20 protein-coding genes and 1 pseudogene are annotated in these 15,725 nt (G+C 46.9%); 11 read left to right on the top strand and 10 right to left on the bottom strand.

What is annotated here, in order from left to right; genetic code table 11:
• Window positions 1-80 precede the first annotated feature (80 nt).
• Window positions 81-458, top strand: coding sequence for a LexA family protein (locus NG99_RS27725; RefSeq protein WP_198138824.1), 378 nt, complete (start codon window positions 81-83; stop codon window positions 456-458).
• On the top strand, window positions 448-630 hold the full coding sequence (locus tag NG99_RS30075) for a helix-turn-helix transcriptional regulator (protein WP_034897997.1): 183 nt from the start codon (window positions 448-450) through the stop codon (window positions 628-630). The genes NG99_RS27725 and NG99_RS30075 overlap by 11 nt, the downstream gene beginning before the upstream one ends.
• On the opposite strand, the gene NG99_RS22370 is transcribed toward NG99_RS30075, so the two are convergent.
• Entirely contained in the window at window positions 614-1,777 is a 1,164-nt protein-coding gene (locus NG99_RS22370; RefSeq protein ID WP_034897996.1) for a tyrosine-type recombinase/integrase, read from the bottom strand. The genes NG99_RS30075 and NG99_RS22370 overlap by 17 nt on opposite strands.
• Before the next feature lie 438 nt (window positions 1,778-2,215).
• On the opposite strand from NG99_RS22370, the gene NG99_RS22365 reads away from it, so the two are divergent.
• Window positions 2,216-2,461 carry a DinI-like family protein gene (locus tag NG99_RS22365; RefSeq protein ID WP_034897994.1) on the top strand — a complete coding sequence of 82 codons (246 nt, stop codon included), beginning with the start codon at window positions 2,216-2,218 and terminating at the stop codon, window positions 2,459-2,461.
• Window positions 2,462-2,599: 138 nt separating this feature from the next.
• On the opposite strand, the gene NG99_RS22360 is transcribed toward NG99_RS22365, so the two are convergent.
• Window positions 2,600-2,803 (bottom strand): hypothetical protein, encoded by a 204-nt coding sequence (locus tag NG99_RS22360; RefSeq protein ID WP_034897992.1) that lies wholly within the window; start codon window positions 2,801-2,803, stop codon window positions 2,600-2,602.
• A gap of 239 nt (window positions 2,804-3,042) precedes the next feature.
• On the opposite strand from NG99_RS22360, the gene NG99_RS30410 reads away from it, so the two are divergent.
• The 4 genes from NG99_RS30410 to NG99_RS22350 all read left to right on the top strand — a co-directional run bounded on the left by NG99_RS30410 (window position 3,043) and on the right by NG99_RS22350 (window position 3,901).
• The gene (locus NG99_RS30410) at window positions 3,043-3,192 is read left to right on the top strand and encodes a YmiA family putative membrane protein (protein ID WP_157032683.1); all 150 of its coding nucleotides are present in this window, start codon (window positions 3,043-3,045) and stop codon (window positions 3,190-3,192) included.
• 24 nt (window positions 3,193-3,216) lie between these two features.
• Window positions 3,217-3,360 carry a hypothetical protein gene (locus tag NG99_RS29440; protein ID WP_157032682.1) on the top strand — a complete coding sequence of 48 codons (144 nt, stop codon included), beginning with the start codon at window positions 3,217-3,219 and terminating at the stop codon, window positions 3,358-3,360.
• Window positions 3,361-3,412: 52 nt separating this feature from the next.
• Window positions 3,413-3,598 carry a hypothetical protein gene (locus NG99_RS22355; protein ID WP_034897990.1) on the top strand — a complete coding sequence of 62 codons (186 nt, stop codon included), beginning with the start codon at window positions 3,413-3,415 and terminating at the stop codon, window positions 3,596-3,598.
• Between the two features lie 63 nt (window positions 3,599-3,661).
• Complete coding sequence (locus tag NG99_RS22350) at window positions 3,662-3,901, top strand: putative hemolysin (protein ID WP_034897988.1); 240 nt, start codon at window positions 3,662-3,664, stop codon at window positions 3,899-3,901.
• Window positions 3,902-4,147: 246 nt separating this feature from the next.
• Here NG99_RS22350 and NG99_RS22345 read toward each other — a convergent pair whose 3' ends face one another.
• Window positions 4,148-5,113: a tail fiber domain-containing protein gene (locus tag NG99_RS22345; RefSeq protein ID WP_034897987.1), complete on the bottom strand. Its 966-nt coding sequence runs from the start codon at window positions 5,111-5,113 to the stop codon at window positions 4,148-4,150.
• A gap of 379 nt (window positions 5,114-5,492) precedes the next feature.
• Between NG99_RS22345 and NG99_RS22340 the strand changes: the two genes are divergently transcribed.
• The 4 genes from NG99_RS22340 (at window position 5,493) to NG99_RS22325 (ending at window position 8,710) form a co-directional block, all read left to right on the top strand.
• Window positions 5,493-5,735 carry a hypothetical protein gene (locus tag NG99_RS22340; protein WP_034897985.1) on the top strand — a complete coding sequence of 81 codons (243 nt, stop codon included), beginning with the start codon at window positions 5,493-5,495 and terminating at the stop codon, window positions 5,733-5,735.
• Window positions 5,736-5,820: 85 nt separating this feature from the next.
• Window positions 5,821-6,180, top strand: coding sequence for a GtrA family protein (locus tag NG99_RS22335; RefSeq protein WP_034897983.1), 360 nt, complete (start codon window positions 5,821-5,823; stop codon window positions 6,178-6,180).
• A complete protein-coding gene (locus NG99_RS22330) occupies window positions 6,180-7,094 on the top strand; it encodes a glycosyltransferase family 2 protein (protein ID WP_034897982.1) in 915 nt (304 codons plus the stop codon). The genes NG99_RS22335 and NG99_RS22330 overlap by 1 nt, the downstream gene beginning before the upstream one ends.
• Before the next feature lie 2 nt (window positions 7,095-7,096).
• On the top strand, window positions 7,097-8,710 hold the full coding sequence (locus NG99_RS22325; protein WP_034897980.1) for a DUF6311 domain-containing protein: 1,614 nt from the start codon (window positions 7,097-7,099) through the stop codon (window positions 8,708-8,710).
• Between the two features lie 258 nt (window positions 8,711-8,968).
• Here the strand turns inward: NG99_RS22325 and NG99_RS27720 are convergent, their stop codons facing one another.
• The 7 genes and pseudogenes from NG99_RS27720 to NG99_RS22290 form a co-directional block, all read right to left on the bottom strand.
• Entirely contained in the window at window positions 8,969-10,210 is a 1,242-nt protein-coding gene (locus NG99_RS27720; RefSeq protein ID WP_052130836.1) for a tail fiber domain-containing protein, read from the bottom strand.
• A 59-nt stretch (window positions 10,211-10,269) separates the two neighbouring features.
• Window positions 10,270-10,557, bottom strand: a complete 288-nt coding sequence (locus NG99_RS22315) for a TonB family protein (protein ID WP_034897978.1) — start codon at window positions 10,555-10,557, stop codon at window positions 10,270-10,272.
• A 99-nt stretch (window positions 10,558-10,656) separates the two neighbouring features.
• On the bottom strand, window positions 10,657-11,319 hold the full coding sequence (locus NG99_RS22310) for a hypothetical protein (protein ID WP_034897976.1): 663 nt from the start codon (window positions 11,317-11,319) through the stop codon (window positions 10,657-10,659).
• A complete protein-coding gene (locus tag NG99_RS22305; protein WP_034897974.1) occupies window positions 11,316-11,624 on the bottom strand; it encodes a hypothetical protein in 309 nt (102 codons plus the stop codon). The genes NG99_RS22310 and NG99_RS22305 overlap by 4 nt, the downstream gene beginning before the upstream one ends.
• 11 nt (window positions 11,625-11,635) lie before the next feature.
• Window positions 11,636-14,836, bottom strand: coding sequence for a host specificity protein J (locus NG99_RS22300; protein WP_034897972.1), 3,201 nt, complete (start codon window positions 14,834-14,836; stop codon window positions 11,636-11,638).
• Window positions 14,837-14,893: 57 nt separating this feature from the next.
• The gene (locus NG99_RS22295) at window positions 14,894-15,511 is read right to left on the bottom strand and encodes a tail assembly protein (RefSeq protein WP_034897971.1); all 618 of its coding nucleotides are present in this window, start codon (window positions 15,509-15,511) and stop codon (window positions 14,894-14,896) included.
• A pseudogene (locus NG99_RS22290) lies at window positions 15,489-15,695 on the bottom strand (NlpC/P60 family protein); the annotation flags it as partial. The pseudogene NG99_RS22290 and the gene NG99_RS22295, both read right to left, overlap by 23 nt.
• Window positions 15,696-15,725 lie beyond the last annotated feature (30 nt).

The raw sequence follows: 15,725 nt of genomic DNA, 5'->3' as shown, positions 1-15,725 counted from the left end.
AAATATAGGGGCCAATCCACAAAGCAATGCTGCCACTGCGGGAAGGTCAGGAATTTCTACTGCGCGGAGAAACTGGAACCATGAAATATATTACGAAAACGCAGCAAGACACACTCGACTTTATCCGGGCGTGCATCAGGGATAACGGCTTAGCGCCCACCCTGAGAGAAATCGCAGATGGTATGGGATGGAAGTCAGCAAACAGCGCTGATCAAGCTGTCGCCGCGCTGATAAGGAAAGGTTTTCTGAAGAGAAGGCGCGGAACGAGCCGGGGCCTAGTGCTCACCAACAGCGCCACTGTCGATATTCCTGACGTAAACAGCGGGGAATACTGGTTTGACGGGGTGTTCCAGCATCAGCGGTACGAGCGGGATGTCTATAAGGTTATCGAGGCCTGCGGGCTGAAAGGTATTAAAAAATCGTGGAGTAATGGGCAGGAGGTACTGAATGATCACTGATTACATGACAGAAAAGGAAGTAATGGAAGAGGTCGGAAAGGCCCGCACATCACTCTGGCGACTGCGGAAAAATCATGGCTTCCCGGCACCAGTCCTAACTCACCCAGCGCGGTACAGTCGCCGGGCAGTACAGAAATGGATTGACGATGGCGGAGTTAACCGAGCTGTTTAATATGCCAGAAGACTTTATCAGCGTAGAGCTCATAGGCCTTACGCTGGTCTTCCAGCCAGTCATGCTTGTTGTAAACCGCCATCACTCCGCCAAGCTCATGCCCCAACATCTTTTCTGTGACGTGGGGCATGATCCCCTCGCCGGATAAATTTGTAACCAGAGAGCGGCGGAAATCGTGGGTACGCCATTCCGGGATATCAATTTTTTTCCTGAGATTTTTCATGTACAAGTTCGAGGAAGATCGGTCAATCGCCTTATCCAGCTCCTGCCCAGGAAACATAACCGGGTTTTTCATTGCAAGCAGTCGCTCAACAAATGGTTTCATCTGCTGAAATATTGGACGCCGAATGACGTTGCCCATTTTCGAGTGGGCTGATGGGGTCGTCCAAATCAGGTCATCCATATTAAACTCAGCAGGTTCAGAAAGTCTGAGTTCTGACAGCCTGGAACCCCAAAGCAAAAGCATCTGGTGAAGCAATTTATTTGAAGAAAAAACTTTGTTGTTTTCCAGGGCGAGCCAGATTTTCGCCAACTCCGTATAGGTAAGAACGCGATCGCCAACATCAGGCTTTTTCCCAATATTTTTGACACTTAACTTCAGCACCTCGCAGGAAGGAATCAGCTGCCTGCTGATGCACCAGTTCATCACCGATCGCAGTTGCAGTAGCAGCACTCTGGCTTTCTTTTTGTTGTTCTGCTTATCAAAGAACTGAACCCATAGCGATACTGGCACGCTGGCTACGGGGACATCGCGAAATTCTGTGTACATAGTGTTGTACACGACTGACCTGTAAAGGATGCGGGTGTTCTCTTTCAGCCCGGAGACATACTTCCCCCACCATTCGTCCAAGCACTCCTTGAGCGTCAATTCTCCAGAGCTGCTGGCAAAATAGGTTTTTGGGTTAATCCCCTTCATGTACAATGCGCGCAGCTCACCCACAGCGATCCGGGCGTCTTTCAGCGTTGTTGATGGATAGCGCCCAACTGAGATACGCGCAGGCAAACCTTTCCAGCGATAGCGGTACTGAAAGGTAATTGTGCCAGCGGGAGTTATACGGACGCTGAGGCCGTCCCCATCAGTTACTTCTGCGGGGCCGCTGTAGGGTTTTCCGTTGATGCTGCGAAGCCGGGTATCACTGAGAGCCACGTTATATATCCTGTACACATCGGTGATTTGCATTCTGTACTCAATGTGTACGCTTTGGCAAGTGAACGAAGTGATAACAAGCAGGAACACGACGAAACAAAGAGGAACAATCAGGAACGTAACGCTTGAAAAAAACTGAGAAAATACGATAAGATAGAAACACAGGCGAACGTTACGAAACGTAGCCGCTCAATGTCTCCTTAGTTAAATGGATATAGATTATCCAGCAATTAAAAAAAAGACAAATCAACAATATAACACCGAGAAAACTAATTAACTGTACGCCTTTATGTACACACCACCAATCAGTTAAACTCCTCAGTTAGTCTTTTCCCGTAACGTCGAACACCTCCTATTTTTTCGCAGAACCAATTTACTCAAGATACAATCGGTGATAGCTTTGCTGTATATCCAACCAGTATAATTGAGAGGTGAAAAATGTACGTCGAACTCATCTATGACAAGCGCAACGTCGAAGGTCTGCCGAATGCCAGCGAGCTCATCCGTAGTGAGCTAGAGAAGCGCGTTCACCGCATCTTCCCAAATGCTGTAGTTCGGGTGAAGCCAATGATGAGCAACAGCAGTATCAACACCGATGCCAGTAAAGGCGATAAGGCGAAGTTACAGGCGCTGTTAGAAGAGATGTTCGAAGAGGCTGATATGTGGATGGTTAATGATTTGTAGTCGCGAGCGACATGCACCAATTGATTGAAATTTGCGCACATCACCAATACCGCTATACTTCTGGATGTAAGTCATACAGCTTAAAAGCGTTCATACCCTGATTTGGGATAGCCCGTGGATTGCGGGCTTTTTTTATCCCTACCGCCCTTTCCTTAGCAAAACAAGCGCATCCTTCAGAGCCCCCTTGTAGATGACGTTGCCAGCGTCCCGTAGCTTCACTTCAAGGTGCTTTATGATGCTGTCACGGCTGATCACTTCTCCAGCTTTAGCTAACTCAACGACAACCTCTCCGATCTCACCAGCCATAAATCCTGCCAGCTCCGCCTGCAATGCCTGATTCACACGATATCCTCTTTCCGAGATCAACGCTCACAGGCTAGCAGCAACACCAGCAATCTGCGTCCAGGCATGCTTTTTTTATTGATATGGATCAATCGGCATTCATATACACCGGTATCGACAACCTCGATGCCCACCATCTCACCGCTGTTTAGTTTTTGTTCAACAACAGTGTTCTATCTTGTGTCGCCCCAAAGCTTTGGGATTTCAAACTAAACGTTCAACTTAATGGGATTGCAAATATGAAATCGATAGTTTCACTACAGCCCACAGACATCATGAGTAAATCTGATGTTACTAATATCAGAAGAGGTGCCTGGTTGATAATTTTTGCGGGTTCAGGCCTGTCCTGGTGTGGATTAGCCTTAATGGCGTGGATACTCCATCACTGATAATTGCTGTAGAAGGATTAGCTCATGAACTATATTGAAAATGCACTGATTATCTTTCTGTTCGCAGTCAGTGAGTTACTGGTGTGGCTGTTCTTTGGTTATTGTTGGAATCGCTCATTTCCAAATGAATATAATCTAAAAGGGGTTCGGGGATACCCTTTTGAATAAGTCAATGGCATTACGTTCTTTTTCATTAACTAACCGACGCAAGGTTCCCAAAATGACAGACGAAACTTACGATTTCGACACAGGATTCTGGGAATTACGGGAATTACGATTTGCACTGGATAAGCTGAAGCAAACAGCGATACCAACAGTTACGCCTCAACAAAAAGCTTACAACATTGAGTCGCACTTTTATAACAAAGATATCTCCAAAACTGCTGACGATGGAACTGCCAGTTAGCTTCTGGACGCAGACATTTAAGCGTCTGCTTATGAATATCATTTTCTATATATGGAGAGTTTCATGAAAAAAACGCTAATATTTTTGGCTGTGATTGCTTTGGTTGGCTTATACACATTCATACAAAAGAAACCTGCACAGCCTTCTGCTTACATGGCTAATCCAGCCTCAAAATACTGCCAGAAGATTGGTGGCATAATGGATCTGGCTACAACTGATGACAGCTCCGCAGGTTACTGCACCCTTCCTGACGGGGAACGTATTGAAGAATGGACATTGTATCATCGTGATCACAAAGGCTGAGCAAATAAAATATAAGTGTTGGCTGTTAAGACTGCACAGGATGTGTCTGCCATGTGTGATAAAAAAAATTTAACTTACTCAAGGTCATTTAATGTTTAAAATTTTTCGGTGTCCGACCTGTGAGGTATTTTGCGGGCTAAAAATTACTTTCTTTACTTTCGGCCATCGAGATTGTTGTGATGAATGCCATTTTAAAATAGTTAATGGTCTGCTCTGAAACTAGCCCGGCGAACCGGGCATAAATTATTAGGCATCTAGCCCATCAAGCGCTTTAAGTCGCGCCTGCAAATTGACGATTATAGTATTCTGATCTGCGATAAACTTCTTTTGAGCCTGCAATTCGTCTTTCAGCAGCTTGCAATACCCAACCAGCCAGGCTGTAAGCCCTGAATAGTTGACCATTTTCAAATCAGGATATTCATCATTCCAGTGGAATTCAGTGACTATTTCAGGAATAACTTTTTCGATATCCTGTGCCATAAGCCCAAGTTCTTTGACTGTGGTTCCCCCAACATCAGGGCTGATTTTGGTATAAGTCTGCACTGGCAGCAGGTCGATATCGCCTAGGGACATACTGACCGGCTTTAAATCTGATTTCAGACGTTTGTCAGATGTTAATGCGGTTCCATCGGCATAAACTGTACCAGGACTGAGAAACGTGCCATCGGTACGAAACTCCCATACCTTGGTGTCATTATTTGGATCATAAGTGTATATTCTGTATGAGTTTATTCCAGAATATCTGTAAAAATCGCTCTGAACAGACCACCTGTCATCAAAAAAGTAGGCTTTGAAAATTCGATTTCCACCATCAACATCGCTTCCACTTTCCATATCCCATGCCGAAGCAGGTTTAAGAAGCCCCCATCCTGTTGCGTTCACATTAATTCCGGTCGAAATTGTTCCACCAGTTTTACCATCAAGCGTATCAAGCCTGGCGTCATTCCCCTGAGCCGCTGTACCCTCTGTTGTACCATACGTTGCCAGAGCGGCCCATGCATCTTCCTTAGTGCTCGCTCCCGTACCGCCCTGAGAAATTTCAACAACACCATCGACGAGGTCTGCCTTACCTGCAAGCACAGAATTAAGATTGCCGAGACCTAAGTTAATTAAGGCTTTATTGACATCCGTCAGGTCAGACAGATTGTTAGCTGCCTGTAGGTAAATTGGGTCATCCGCCACCGCATGACCAGATTGTTTGTTCGTTGACATAATCGTCACTCTCCACCAGCATAATCAACCATGCCGGACGCACAGCTCGCTGTATCCAGCATCCCAGACCATTCACCCAAACATCATCAACTCAGATAAAAGTCTAGTTCAAATAATCTGCGTAGGGGTTCGTCTTGCAAAAGTGTGAGATCAGGCACATCCACTGCCAGGTGAACTGGGCATAAATTATCCAGCATCTAGCCCATCAAGCGCTTTGTCGTGCCCCATCCCCAATGTTGTTCGGGGCAGGTTATCAAGGGGAAATTATGTATGATTTACGTAAACAGACTTACAATAAATGACCATCAATTCATTGTTTGTAGTATTAGTTAGCCTTTAATGTGCTACTGTTTCTGTGTGAAATCAAAAGGAGGACTTAATGTCACGCTTTCTGCTTATTGATGGTGCCAGTAAAGGCAAGGTTATAGAGGCCGAGTTCTCTCATCCGTATCAGGATCACTTTGTTATTGCGGCTGGGCAGGAAGAAAACTATCGCCTGTATCCATTTCACTCGCAGGATGGGACAACATATCTGATTGGGTCCGTGCTGGACTATGACAACTCACAGATAGAGACGCTCATAAAAACGTCGAAAAATCAATACAAAATAATAGCAAAGTAAATTTTTCGTACTTTTCTTAACGATTTCTTGACCACATACTGCGTCAATGCCAGGATCTCCCTGTCACCCATAAAAACACATAACTATGTTCACACTATTAACCCGCTACGCCTCTGTCGGAGTCGTCAATACGCTCATTCACTGGGCGGTTTTCGCCAGCATGTGCATGGCTGGGCTACAGCAGTCACTATCAAACTTCGCGGCGTTCTGCGTTGCCGTCACGTTTTCATTTCTCGCTAATGCCTTCTTCACGTTCAAGAAGAAGGCTACCGGTGGGAAATATATTATTTATGTAATAGTTATGGGAGTGATGAGTTATTCAACAGGCTATTTTTCCGACCACTTCTCATTACCCCCAGTTGTAACAATTATAATTTTTTCTCCAGCGAGCGTTGCTGTTGGCTTTTTATATTTCAACTTCGTTGCATTCAAGGAAGGTAAATAATGAAAATATCCCTCGTAGTACCCGTCTTCAATGAAGAAGACTCAATACATGCGTTCTATGATGCTGTCAGGAAAAATGAAGATTTAAAACCAATTGATGTGGAAATAATTTTTATAAACGATGGCAGCAAAGATCGAACTGAATCGATTATTGAGGATATTTCTCATCAAGATGCCCTTGTTAAAACAATAAGTTTCTCAAGGAATTTTGGAAAGGAGGCAGCTCTGTTTGCTGGTCTTGATATGGCAACAGGCGATGCGGTAATACCTATCGATGTAGATTTGCAGCATCCAATTGAGGTTATACCTTTATTAATTGAAAAGTGGGTTGCCGGGGCAGATGTTGTCCTCGCCAAAAGCACAACGAGATTTACTGATGGCATTCTAAAGAGAAAAACTACAGAGTGGTTTTATAGCTTGCACAACAAGATAAGCCACACAAAAATTGAAAGTAACGCCGGTGACTTTCGCTTAATGTCGCGTAGCATCGTCGAAGATATAAAATCTTTACCCGAGAAAAACATCTTCATGAAAGGTGTGTTTGCCTGGGTTGGTGGAAAAACGGAAGTTGTAGAATACACCCAAAATAAAAGGACGGCAGGCGCATCAAAGTTCAATGGGTGGAAGTTGTGGAATCTGGCACTTGAAGGGATAACATCATTTTCAACGTTCCCATTGAGAATATGGTCTTATATTGGATTGGTTGTCGCGATGTCATCTTTCATGTATGGCGTATACATGATTTTCGATACAATATTTTTTGGTAATCCCGTTCGTGGTTATCCCTCAATTATGGTGTCAATACTGTTTTTGGGTGGCGTTCAACTTATAGGGATTGGCGTACTTGGTGAGTATATTGGCAGAATTTATGTCGAGACTAAAAATAGGCCGCGTTATATAATCAAAAGGAAATAAACATGTCTACTAATAGTAGAGTCAAATATATTTTAATTGTTTCTTTTTTTTCTTTCTTTGTCTTTTGGTATCAGTTTGGAGTTAAAATCCTACACCCGTCATATTATATGTGGCTTATGGATGGGGATCCGGCTCAACATTGGCTTGGATGGTCATTATTTAGGAGCACTCCATTGTTACAATGGCCTCTTGGGGCTAACTATAACTTTGGAATGGGCGTTGGTAACTCCGTTGTTTATACAGATTCCATACCACTGATTGCGATACCTCTAAAGTATATCCTGTATTTTTATCATGGAGATGTCCAGTATACAGGATGGTGGCTATTACTATGCTGTGCTCTAAACTCATTGGCTGGTTACTTCATCGTATATAGGTTAACAGATAACAGGAAATATGCGGTAATAGTTTCCGTTTTTTTTGCTATGAGCCCAGCGTTTACTACAAGAGCTCTTGGGCATTATGCACTATCCGCTCACTGGATAATTCTATATGCAATTTATCTGATGATGGATAAAAGTCTACGTACTGGACGCTGGATTGCTCTTATTTTGATAGCTGTTACAGTGCACGCATATCTTTTTGCAATGGTTTTTCCTGCCTTTGCTTTGAAGTGTTTTATTGAAAGGAATCAATATGGCAAAGCAAAATCCTCTATGGTTTTTTTGTTGAGCCTTATACTTGTTGCATTTGTAATGTATACAGTAGGTTATTTCACCATATCATCAGGAATTAATAAGTCAGGCTATACAAATTATAACGCCGACCTTTTCTCAATGTTTTTTATTCTATCTAAAATAGATTCTCAGCTCTTCAGTTTCTTGACTGAAATTTACAGCCCACCATCGATTGAGTCATTCAATTTTATAGGCACAGCACCATTTCTTGCTTTAATATTTTCACTTGTAATTATAGTCCTCAATAAGAATAGTGTTAAAAATTTGGCGCTCTTAGTAGAAAAATCAGGAAAACCAGTTTTAATAATATGCACACTTATGGCAATATATTCATTATCTACTAGGCTAAGTATTTTTGGGCATGAAATATTTCACCTCGAACCACCAAGACTTTTTAAACCGATAACATCGACATTCAGAGCCTCAGGGCGATTTACGTGGCCTCTTATGTATCTATTGGTTATTTTCACCTTTACCTTTATTGAGAAATCATCCGGTAAGTTAGCCATTCCCTTAGCCTTATTATTCGTTGTAATTGGCTTGAGTGACGCAGAAATTAAATACCAAAGAATTCACAATAGATATAACACTCCTTACCACAAAGAATATTCATTTAATGCCAAGTGGGACATTATTAAAAACGGTGATAAAGTTGTTTCAACCGATCCAAGAATAGACGCTCAATCATGGATGAAGATGGCGTTCATTAGCTATAGAAATGGTGCATCTCTTGGGTTTGGTTATTTCGCAAGGGAAGATAAAAACAAAATTGACGAGATGAAAAGAAAAGTCATCAATGACATAAATACAAATATGACCAAAGATGGCTACGTATACATAGTTCACAAGGATAATATTACGTCTGAAGCATGGAAACGAATTCAACTTTCCGATGGATATAATGTCATTGACGGAATGAGCGTTTATAAAAACCCTTAGGCATCGCCTTTAAAACCTTTTAAATGCCACATTTAATTGTGGCGTTATCATTTATTATAGTGATTAAAAAGATAAAAAACATGTAAAATGTTAATAGGAATTATATCGACACAGACCACAGATAGCATATGAAACGCCAATTTATTGAAAATACACCTAAAAAAAGTAAAATTCATACTTATGCCTATTATTCAACGAAGAAGTTCAAGGAAAGTTCTAAAGGGAATAATAGGTAAACAAACGTTAAGAAAGTTTATTTCAGTTATTAAGTCCATCAAGAGTTTTGAGCTGTGCCTGCAATTCCTGAATCACGGTATCCTGAGCCGTTACCTTCTGGCTTAGCTCCTTAATCGCCTCTACCAGAAGCCCGGTCAAAGCCCCGTAATCGACCGCCAGCCCGTTTTTAACCTCGGTGCCATCGTCTAAGGTATGGTCTACAAACGTTTCGGTAACGACTTCAGGCAGAACCTTTTGGATATCCTGAGCAATCAGCCCCGCCTTCCTCTCGCCAAACAGATCGAACGTGTAGCCAGTCAGGGTTTCGACCTTGCTCAGAGCGTCGTCGATCTTCCCTTTGTTGAGTTTTAAACGACCATCTGAAGTCGGATTGAATGAAGTTGCGTAGCACGCACCTCCTGCCCGGATAGTGAGTGTGGCCTGCGCATTCTGGATAAAGCGTATGCAGTGGTAGCTTCCCGACACCAGATAATACTGAAGATAAGCATCGTAGGCGCTGTCAGATGCCTGCATGCGGATACCTGTGGAGACCCTGTTTGGTCCAGACCCATCCAGCCCGTTGTTGAGGGCCAGAAACCCGGCAGCATCAGAGGTGTAAATTCTTCCCGTCGCATTTATGTCGCTGGAAACAGTCAGAGCACTCGATATCGTCCCCCCTGATTTACCATCAACGGTATTGAGCCTGCTGTCATTCCCCTGCGCAACAGTCCCTGAAGCGCTACCGTATGCGACACCAAGAGCGGTTCGTGCTGCTGCCGCTGTTTTAGAGCCTGTGCCGCCCTGAGCTACAGATAGTGCGGTTGTCAGCCCGCTCAGCGCTGTTATGTCGCTGTTGGCTCCGCTGGCGGCCTTACTACCGAGTGCCGTAGTAATGCTGTTCCACGCCGGGCCAGTGAAGTCGCTGCCATCCGGCAGGTTAACCGTGACATCCCCCGTACCGCTGAAGATTTTCTGCCAGTTGCCTTTATCCTGATTCAGACCTCGAATAGCGTATGACACCTGCGCCATCAGTGCTGAGGTTATCATGTTAAGTCTGGCCGCTGGCACGTAATCAAATGCGTTACCGTCTCCTGTGGGGCCATCGTATGCCTGTGTCAGGGTAAGCGCGGTATCACTCTCAATAGACTTAATCCCCAGCGTGTAAGCCGTACCGCCAACATTCGCAACGATAAACCCGTTAACTGCCAGTTCGCTGGTAAATGCGGTACCCGTTCCGGTAACGGCTGTTGAATTGTTAGTTAACGCAATAGTGCCTGCTGCCATGATTTTCTCCGGGCAATAAAAAACCCGGCGCGGTGGCCGGGTTCGGTGAAAGTGGTTTTCTATTTTGAAGCAAACGTGAATTCGTGAGGAACATCCTTTCTGGGATGATGCTCTTCAAACTTCCAGCGCTTCATTCCTTTAACAATCTCTCTTTCAAATACATAGTGCGGCTCGGCCTCTGTAAACCTGATGTTTTTTACCAGGCCATCTTCACCGATATCGTAAAGCACTTTTGCGTGTCCGGTGATGCGAAGTTGCTCGGCCCGGTCAGGGTATCTGATGCCATGTGTATCTGCATGAGCGGGGCAGGTGGCGGTAATTGCCAGAAGTAAAAGTAAAATTTTCATAATGTTTCCACTCTGTTTTGGACAGGGTAAGACAGCGTGGAGGCTTAATCAATATCCACAGTGATGATATTGTTTTATCATCAAGATCTTTTTTATTTATCAGGAAAGATTGGGCAAAATTGCATAGGGAATGCGTAAACCGTATGGCTGGAAAGTTTGCGCCCAGGAGCGCTGGCTCTGATTAATCCAGTAAACCTGAAGCGTCCCGGAAGTAAACCTGAAAAACAGACCGGAGTAACCCGTTACCGAGCCCTCCCCGTCACCGTATGAAAGGTTACCGGGGCAGTTACTCGCCAGAAGCCAGGTGCCCGTTCCGATACTCTGAGAATAAACATTACTGTCAAGCGCAAACCCGGCAGGTATATCGAAGAATCCCATGACTCTTGGAATTTTTGCGGCCGATACAGCAGACCAGACAAGCTGTCCGGCTGCGTTATACACATCACGATAGCCACTGACTATGGGCACGTCTGTGCCAGTCCGGGCCATCGAGCCAGCGTTCACGGTAGCCAGTGGTGCATTTCCGTTACAAAATACAGCCTTAGCCCCATTGTTGAACTTAAACCATTGCAGATTACCGTCCAGGGGATAGGGGTTATCAACATACCCCATATCGGTAGAATCACCGATCGGCGTTGAAATATTGTATGCGCCAGGGTCCGTGACAGAGCCGTAGCCTTTAGTGTCACGAAAATAGGTTCCGAAATAGTCGGAATCGATGGTTACCGCCCCTGCTGAATTAAATACCTGAAATCCGCTCATAAGAACCCGTATAAATTAACCGTCAGGGTGGCAGCGGCATTACCGGGCGATATTCCAAATACCCTGAACCCACCATCGTAAGTTCTGACAGCAAACTCAGCGATTGATGAGACGCCGCCGCCAGACGTAGTGGCAACCACAACACCAAAACTACCGTCAGCTTTTAGCCCGGAATAGCTTGCTGTTATCACTGCCGTATTCGCTGGAAATGAAACATTCAGGGCCCCGATATACCGGCAGTTGTAATCTCCGATATCTACAACCAATTTCCCTGTTTCATCCCAACACTGCATTCCTGCTGGCATATTACCCCCGGTTACCAGAGACCTGAGCGCATGCGCAAAGTGCCGTTCCCGTCATAAACCAGTTCCTGCGTTGCCGTAATGACCTTGCGTCCGGCACCGTTTGACCCGTTTATTTCAAACGTCCCGCCCTTATCCAGCCGCCAGCCAGCAGAACCCGCAACATAGTTGTTGGACTGGATATAGCTTCCGATCATGGCATTGGTTATCCAGCCGTCGCCGATAAAGCCCTGGCTGATAAACACCTGACCATCCTGAACCGTGAAGGGAGAATAAACGTTATTGCCGCTGCCACTGACGATGACAAACTTGTTGGCATTGATGGCAACCCTGGTGTCAACCGTAGTGCCGTTAATGGTTACAGCAACAGACAGCCCGGCATCATAGTTTACGCCACCGTAGGTAATGCCCGCTTTCAGCGTATAAATGGCTGAACCACCGGACGCATCAGCATAGGCGGTCATCTTCTGCTGAATAGCTGCTGACTGTTCAGCAAATTGCGCCGTAACATCCGTTTCGAGTTGGGCAACGGACGACTGCGCATCAGCAGCGGTATGCTGCGCCTGAATGATTCCGGCTTTGTTCTCCCCGAAGCTGGCCCACTGCTGACTGACCGTTTCATAGTTTGCCAGAACGTTCTGCAGGATGGCTTCAGGGTCAGTCTGCAATGGCTCCAGCAACGCCTTACCATCCGGCGAATTCATGAAGTCTTCAATAACGTCGCCGAGAATGACATTCGCGTCTGCGTTACTGGCCCCCGCGACAAAATCAGTCCAGTCGCCTTTGTTGCCAATGCGGTCAATCAGCCTCGCCCGGTACCAGCGACGCACACCGGCAGGCATCGGCCCGTGCTGGTAGGTGACGCCAGGGTAAGGAACGTAAGCCAGAAACTGCGGGCTCAGCCCGTCTGCCGTGGTCGCCACTTCAATTTCGGTGTAAGAGGTATCGCCAGAACCATCAGGAAATGCCCAGGTCAGATCGATATTCCACACCACGTTATCGGTCGCAAGAAAGTTAACCGGCGTGCCCGGTTTGCCCACCTTGCCGTTGAGCGTAGTTGATTCAGCATTGCCCCACGGCGAAGACACATCTGCCGCATTGACCGCCCTCACCCGCACATCATAAATGCCTGCATAAATCCCCTGAATGCTAAAGCCCTGAGCACTGGTCTGGCTGACATTCACCCAGTCGCCCTTGTCCTTTCGCCACTGCGCGACATAGTTAATCGCATCCTGTGATTTATCCCAGGTGACCTGCATCGCGGAGACTGACAGCCCCTGCGCCACAAAGCTGGCCTCGGTGATAACGATGTTCTCAGGCGCTTTCATCACGCTGATTGGGGTAACAGTGATCGGTGCAGAATCAACGCGCACGCCATCATCGATGTAACTGTATTTGTTGGGATCGTGCTGCACCCCGGCGATGGTGAATGTTCCGTTGTCTCCGGCAGTGACTGAGGTGACACGGAAATACTGAATAGACAGATTATCGCTGTCGATGGCCCACACGGCCCCGGCAACCGGCGTCTGACTGAAGCCGGTATTCACGCGAACCGTTTTCTTATCCTCGCTGATGCTGGCAATGGTACGGGTCTGTGCGGTACCGTCCGGCAGGTTCAGCACCAGGCGATCACCGGCGGCATAATCAACTGCCCTGTCCAGGGTAAAGCTCAGGTTATTCACCGCACTCAGGCGGCCGCCATTCTGCTTACCCGCCCGGAATGGATCAGCCACACCGATAATTTCAGCAGGCAGCGGAATATAACCATCCAGACCGACACCGAAAGATATTGTCCCGTCACGGGCGTTCGAAAGGATTGCCCATCGACCACGGCGGTGTGCTTCGCTCTGCGAGGTGCAGCCGATAGCGGTCAGTTGCGTTTCATTCACACCGTACCGGTTGACGAGATCGGAGTCATAGACGCCTTCAACGGTATCAGAATAATGGTTTGTCGGGTCCGACCAGCTTACCTGGCAGGAGGTGTAACGGTTTTTATAGCTGCCCCCGGCATAGGTGAACAGCCCGTCAACAACGTTTGCAGCGTGATAGACGAAATCGACCGCCACATTCCCGTTACTGTCCTCCTGCGGCACATCAGCACGGACGTATATCTGATCGTTGCCCCAGAACGTGATGCCACGAAATACCGCCGCAATATCATTCAGAACGGTGTAAGCGTCCTCCTGGCTCTGGATATAGGCATTGCAGGTAAAGCGGGGTTCGGTACCACCTGCACCATCAGAGACCTTATCATCGCAGTACTGCGCGATACTGTAGAGTTCCCATTTGTCGATCATCGACGCATCAACACGGTTACCCATACCATAAATTTTATTCAGCACCAGATCGTAAAAAATCCATGCAGGGTTGTTTGTGTAGGCGTACCGGAAATCTCCCTGCCAGGTGCCGCTATAGGTTCGTGTGTTCGGGTCATACGTCGTGGGGATTCTGACCAGCATTCCTTTCGGCTTGCAGGTCACCTTCGGTGCGCTACCGTTGAACTGGCTGCTGTCCACCTCGATATAAAGCAGCGCCGTATTGGGATAACGCAGCTTGCTGTCAATGACTTCAGCAAATGAGAAGACCTTGAAAGCGTTGACGAGCTTTGATGATGTGGAGTCACCCGTTATGCGGCGCACCCGTATAGACCAGCCAGAGGATGAAGACGGCAGATTGATGCGGTGATCCCGCTGATATTCTGACGTGGTCTTTCCATCAAATGAGGCGTTCACCACCGTCTGCCATGCGCCGCCATCAGTGGATAGGTCAATCGCATACTGCGTGACGGTGCCAACCATATCGCCGTTATCTTTGTACTGATACTGCACGGGCAGGCTCAGCTTGATCCGCACAGCATCAAGCGACAGATTCGTAAACTGGCGTGTCCAGGGGGAAGATGTGGTGACCTCTACGCCAACGGCCAGCTCATTATCGATTTCCGGCATCCCCTGAATGTAGGTCTGATCCTGAGTGCCTTTCCGGTAATCCCAGACCACACCTGTAAAGTTATAGGTGCCGTCATCGTTGGCAAGCTGGGTATCGTTGAGGTAAATCTGCTGCGCGGTTAAATCGCCCTGAATTTCACCTTCAGAAATTGCCAGGAGCATTTTTAATTTTGCCACGGATAAAAGGTCGTCGGCTTCTTCAACCGGCGTGTGGGCACTCCCCCCACCGCCTTTGTTACCCTGGATTAATGCACCGTCAAGGATTCGCATATTTCACTCACAAAAAAGGGCCGCACACTGGCGGCCACGGGTTAATCACGGATTGTCTTACTGCTGATCGCTGGAGAAAATACCCGCGCTGATTACCGCACCGCCAATCTCACGCTGACCGTACAGAACCGGCACGGGGTAACCCATCGCAATGGTGTTAACGGGAGCGCCAAAGGCGTAGTTGGGCTTATTGTCCGTACTGGATGAGGCTCCCACGTTATAGGACGGCTGCGGCGTCAGCATCTGAACCACGCCGCCCAGCATCATTGACAGACCAAGGCCAGTCAGCACAGAGGTTGCGGTGATTGTCGTCGCAGCCATTGCAGCGCTCCACGCAGCCAGGGAAGCCCCGGCAGTAAAGAATGCAGCCACCAGCGCAACCGCACCGATCACTATCTGCAATGTCCCGCCGCGTTTGGCCCCTTCAGCTACGGGCATCATCTGGAACTCAGTGGCGGAACCGGACATATCGAACTCTTCAATGCCGATATTGTTTTTACCGGAGAAGAACGCGAACCGCACACCATGCAGATGCGCGTTAGAAACATACTTTTTGAACCCCGGAACCTGTGAGCACATGGCCCTCAGCATTTCGCGCAGGTCAGCAACGTGGAATCGGTGTGTTTTGCCAAACTTCCTTGCCATTGCGCCTTTAAGCGTCAGTGTCTTCAACATGCATGAGCTCCTTTCTGCGCACCACACGCACGGTTCGGTTGCGCCAGTATTCGCCGTAAGGCACCCGAGTTGAGAGGTTGCCGAAGTTATGGTGCAGAATGATGTTGTCGCCAAGATAAATGGCGGCGTGATTGGTGACGGGTGCGCCAATTTGCATCATGATCATGTCGCCTTCCCGAATTGCGGCCGGGTCAATCTGTACTGGTCAAGTTAA

This window comes from Erwinia typographi, assembly GCF_000773975.1.
Classification (GTDB): Bacteria; Pseudomonadota; Gammaproteobacteria; order Enterobacterales; family Enterobacteriaceae; genus Erwinia; species Erwinia typographi.
This window is presented reverse-complemented; position numbering and strand designations above follow the sequence as displayed.

Excerpts from the sequence above, each read along its gene's own strand:
- NG99_RS27725 (WP_198138824.1), top strand. The coding sequence starts at position 81 with ATGAAATATATTACGAAAACGCAGCAAGACACACTCGACTTTATCCGG.
- NG99_RS30075 (WP_034897997.1), top strand. The coding sequence starts at position 448 with ATGATCACTGATTACATGACAGAAAAGGAAGTAATGGAAGAGGTCGGA.
- NG99_RS22365 (WP_034897994.1), top strand. The coding sequence starts at position 2,216 with ATGTACGTCGAACTCATCTATGACAAGCGCAACGTCGAAGGTCTGCCG.
- NG99_RS30410 (WP_157032683.1), top strand. The coding sequence starts at position 3,043 with ATGAAATCGATAGTTTCACTACAGCCCACAGACATCATGAGTAAATCT.
- NG99_RS29440 (WP_157032682.1), top strand. The coding sequence starts at position 3,217 with ATGAACTATATTGAAAATGCACTGATTATCTTTCTGTTCGCAGTCAGT.
- NG99_RS22355 (WP_034897990.1), top strand. The coding sequence starts at position 3,413 with ATGACAGACGAAACTTACGATTTCGACACAGGATTCTGGGAATTACGG.
- NG99_RS22350 (WP_034897988.1), top strand. The coding sequence starts at position 3,662 with ATGAAAAAAACGCTAATATTTTTGGCTGTGATTGCTTTGGTTGGCTTA.
- NG99_RS22345 (WP_034897987.1), bottom strand. The coding sequence starts at position 5,113 with ATGTCAACGAACAAACAATCTGGTCATGCGGTGGCGGATGACCCAATT.
- NG99_RS22340 (WP_034897985.1), top strand. The coding sequence starts at position 5,493 with ATGTCACGCTTTCTGCTTATTGATGGTGCCAGTAAAGGCAAGGTTATA.
- NG99_RS22335 (WP_034897983.1), top strand. The coding sequence starts at position 5,821 with ATGTTCACACTATTAACCCGCTACGCCTCTGTCGGAGTCGTCAATACG.
- NG99_RS22330 (WP_034897982.1), top strand. The coding sequence starts at position 6,180 with ATGAAAATATCCCTCGTAGTACCCGTCTTCAATGAAGAAGACTCAATA.
- NG99_RS22325 (WP_034897980.1), top strand. The coding sequence starts at position 7,097 with ATGTCTACTAATAGTAGAGTCAAATATATTTTAATTGTTTCTTTTTTT.
- NG99_RS27720 (WP_052130836.1), bottom strand. The coding sequence starts at position 10,210 with ATGGCAGCAGGCACTATTGCGTTAACTAACAATTCAACAGCCGTTACC.
- NG99_RS22315 (WP_034897978.1), bottom strand. The coding sequence starts at position 10,557 with ATGAAAATTTTACTTTTACTTCTGGCAATTACCGCCACCTGCCCCGCT.
- NG99_RS22310 (WP_034897976.1), bottom strand. The coding sequence starts at position 11,319 with ATGAGCGGATTTCAGGTATTTAATTCAGCAGGGGCGGTAACCATCGAT.
- NG99_RS22305 (WP_034897974.1), bottom strand. The coding sequence starts at position 11,624 with ATGCCAGCAGGAATGCAGTGTTGGGATGAAACAGGGAAATTGGTTGTA.
- NG99_RS22300 (WP_034897972.1), bottom strand. The coding sequence starts at position 14,836 with ATGCGAATCCTTGACGGTGCATTAATCCAGGGTAACAAAGGCGGTGGG.
- NG99_RS22295 (WP_034897971.1), bottom strand. The coding sequence starts at position 15,511 with ATGTTGAAGACACTGACGCTTAAAGGCGCAATGGCAAGGAAGTTTGGC.